The sequence below is a fragment of the Paraburkholderia sp. EG304 genome (assembly GCF_046543485.1).
In the GTDB taxonomy this organism is placed as follows: domain Bacteria; phylum Pseudomonadota; class Gammaproteobacteria; order Burkholderiales; family Burkholderiaceae; genus Paraburkholderia; species Paraburkholderia youngii.
In genome coordinates this window covers 1-3,726 of the sequence record NZ_JBKGUA010000153.1, presented here as the reverse complement: position 1 = coordinate 3,726, position 3,726 = coordinate 1, and the positions used below count along the sequence as shown (strand labels likewise).

The following is a 3,726-nucleotide window of genomic DNA, read 5'->3' as shown; positions in this document are numbered from 1 at the left end:
GTCGACACCGATCACGAAGCCGGTGGCCGCCGACGGTTCGGCCGGGATCGTGGTGACCGAGGGCGAAGCGCAGTTCGCGTTGCCGGCGTCGGCGGCCACCGGCTTCGTGATCGGTGTCGACAGTGCCCGGTTGATGCCGGCGCCGGGCGCGCGGGTGAATGTGCGCTGCGTCGGCGGGGACACCCGCATCACCTGCCTGGCCGGGCGGGCCGAACTGGTGCGTGGCACGCGCACCGTGGTGCTGCAGCCCTCGTGGCAGGCACGCCTGACAGCGGACCGGATCGCCTCCGTGGCACCGGTGCCGACCGACGGCATCGACGCGTGGCGACGCGGCTGGCTAGTCTTCGACGATCAGCCGCTGCAGGACGTGGTGGACGAAATCAACCGCTACCGCACCGGCCGTATCGTGCTAACCGGCAGCGCACTGCCGGCACGGCGGGTGCAAGCGCGCATTCCACTGGCCCATATCGATACCTTCATCGATCTGGTGCGCGACGCCTATGGCGCGAAGGTGGTGAGCATGCCCGGTGGAGTCGTTCTGCTGAGTTGATCAGCGCGTCGCGCAGTGCGTGATCGCGCGTGATCCAAGCACGCGGTGATGACACCGGCATGACGAGGAGGCACTGCATCGCGATGGCGTCGTGTGCAGATGAATTTTTTGTTGCAACGGTTCAGTCGTTGTCACCGGCTCCCGTCTTATCCCTCGTAACAAGCGCATCGCATTGCACTGCCACGCTCGCTCCTGCCATGGACGGGATCGCGCTGCAGGACGGAAGCATGCGCTTGCCCTTATCAGCGAACGATATTGCGACGGGTGACAGCGATGGTGAAGCAGCAGAGCGGTTCGATCGGATGCACGACCCCGCAGGTGCCGCAGGTGCGCGCGCTGTCGCAGGCCATCGCGGTGTTGCTGATGGCCGGTGGTGTCGCGGCAGGCGTCAACGCGCAGCAGGCCTTCAGCCCGGCATGGTTCGCCAACAAGGGCGCGCAGCAGCAGACCGCCGCGCAGACCGGTCGCCTGCCGAACGGCATGCCGTCCAACCTGGTGCGTACCGACCAGCAGGCGCAGCAGGCCCGCGACACGCTGAAAACCTCGCTGGAGAACCTCAACACGGCCGCTCAGGCGATCGCCATGCAGCAGCGCATGCAGCAGACCGCGCGCGATGCCGCGCGGCTGCGCGCCGGCCAGGTGCCCGATGGCCTGGGCGAGGGCGGGCTGAAGATCGATGACGATGCCCTGACGCGCGGCTGGTTCAACGCCAGCGCCCCGACCCAGAGCAGCAAGGACGGCACCACCACCGTCAGCATCGCCCAGACCGGCGACAAGGCCATCCTCAACTGGGAGACCTTCAACGTCGGCCGCAACACCGTGGTCGATTTCGACCAGCAGGCGAGCTGGTCGCTGCTCAACCGGGTCAATGATCCCAACGCGCTCCCGTCGCAGATCCTCGGCCGCATCCAGGGCCAGGGCACGGTGATGCTGGTCAACCGCAATGGCGTGGTGTTCGACGGCAGCAGCCAGGTCAACGTCAAGAACCTGGCCGCCTCGGCGGTCAACATCAGCGACGCGCAGTTCCGCAAGGGGCTGTACAGCGACGCGCAGGGCAGTGCCTTCATCCCGACCTTCGGCAACGAACTGACCACCACCACAAATGGCTTCGCCCACGGTGCGGCCACCGGTGACGTGGTGGTCGAGCGCGGCGCGCAGATCACCACGGCGGTGCCCACCTCGGTCACCGAAGGCGGCGGCTACGTGCTGCTGCTCGGCCGCCAGGTGCACAACCACGGCCAGATCACCACCGCCAACGGCCAGACCACGTTGGCCGCCGGCGATGCGTTCGTGATCCGCAAGGGCATGGGCACCGACCAGAACCAGACCTCCACCACCCGTGGCAACGTCGTCACCACGCTGCGCAGGCCGGTGGCAGCCGATGCCGTGGTGGCCACCGCCAGTGGCGTGGTCAGCAACAGCGGCCTGATCCAGGCCAGCACCGGCGACATCACCCTGGCCGGCCATGACGTGCGCCAGCAGGGGGCACTGATCTCGACCAGCTCGGTGCATACCCGCGGCACCGTACACCTGCAGAACGAACGCGCCGACACCACCGGTAGCGTCCTGCTGGACCAGGGCAGCACCACCGCGATCGTGCTCGATGCCAGCGCCACCACCGCGCTGGACGTCCAGCGCGAAACGCTGGTGCAGGAATCGGACAAGGTCGGCGACGGTATCGCCCATCGCCGCGACCAGTCGCTGGTGCAGATCAGCACCGGCGGCAAGGTCGCCTTCGATGACGACAGCCTGACGCTGGCGACGGGCGGGCAGATCTTCGTCGACGCCGCCGACAGCGAGGTCCGCGAGGGCGCCCGCCTGGACGTGGCCGGCTACGTCGGGGTCAAGATCGCGATGGAGGCCAACAACGTCCAGATCAACGTGCAGGGCAACGAGCAGCGTGACGCCGCGCTCAACCGTGACGACAAATCGCTCAACAGCAGGAACATCTGGCTCGACCGACGCGATCTGGTCCTGGTTCCGGCCGGCACCAACGGCTATGAGACCGATCGCTGGTACACCGCCGGTGGCCTGCTGGAAGTCGGCGGCTATCTGGGGGTGACCGGCCATGGCATCGGCGAGTGGTCGGCGCAGGGCGGGACCGTGCAGTTCGCCGGCGGCAACGTGACAACGCAGCGTGGCTCGAGCATCAACCTCTCCGGTGGCGCGCTGGACGTGCAGACCGGCTACGTCAACCTGACCCACCTCAAGGGCGCCGACGGCAAGCTCTACAACGCCTCCACCGCGCCGGGCGATCTGCTCTACAGCGGTCTGTACCGCGGGTTCGAAGATACCCACGCGCGCTGGGGCAATACCGAGTTCTACTACAACCCGTTGATCGCACCACAGCGCCGGCTGGAGAACGGCTACACCGTGGGCCGCGATGCCGGCCGGCTGATCGTCGCCACCCGCGCAGCGCAGCTGCAGGGCGACGTGGATACCACCACCTTCCAGGGCGACCGCCAGCAACGCGCCCGCGATGCCGCGCTGGATGGCTACCAGCAGGGACAGACCAGCGTTGCACGCCAGGGTCAACTGGTGATCGGCAGCTACCTGCCGTACTACGACAAGGACAGCGGCCAGCAGCGTTTCGGTCCGGCTGCATTGGCCGAACATGTGGCCATCGGTGGCGATGCAGCCAGTGGCTCCGGCATCGACGTCATCGATCTCGACGCAGCCTGGCTCAACGCGCAACGCTTCGGCGGCGTGGAGGTGTACGCGCACGCCGGCATCGATGTCGGCCAGGCGCTCGAGGTTGCGCTGGGCGGCACGATCGCCCTGCATGCCAGCGATGTCCGCATCAACGCCGACCTGCGCGCCCGGGGCGGCAGCATCGCGCTGGGTGACATGGTCGTGCAGCGTACCTCCAGCGGCATCGAGTGGCAGGATCTGCCGATCAGCGCGCGTCCCGGCGATACCCTGCTGCACCAGGTACTGGTCGGCGATGGCGTGACCCTCGACGCGCGTGGCCTGTGGACCAACCAGGCGCAGGACCCGGCGGCCATCGGCGGACTGCCGTTCCTCGACGGCGGCAGCGTGGCGGTGCGCAGCACCGGCAACGTGGCCCTGGGCAAGGGCAGCGTGATCGACGTGTCCTCCGGTGCGGCCATGGGCGAGGACGGCGAGGTGACCGGTGGCAAGGGCGGCAGCGTCACCCTGGCCGCAGGGCAGAACAT

General features: G+C 68.1%; 2 protein-coding genes. Both read left to right on the top strand.

Features of this window, described 5'->3' with window-relative positions:
* On the top strand, window positions 1–550 hold a 550-nt coding region (locus ACLFKU_RS42665; RefSeq protein ID WP_410853249.1), incomplete at its 5' end, for a FecR family protein.
* Between the two features lie 273 nt (window positions 551–823).
* Window positions 824–3,726, top strand: a 2,903-nt coding sequence (locus ACLFKU_RS42660) for a filamentous hemagglutinin N-terminal domain-containing protein (RefSeq protein WP_410853248.1), incomplete at its 3' end; no start/stop codon positions are given.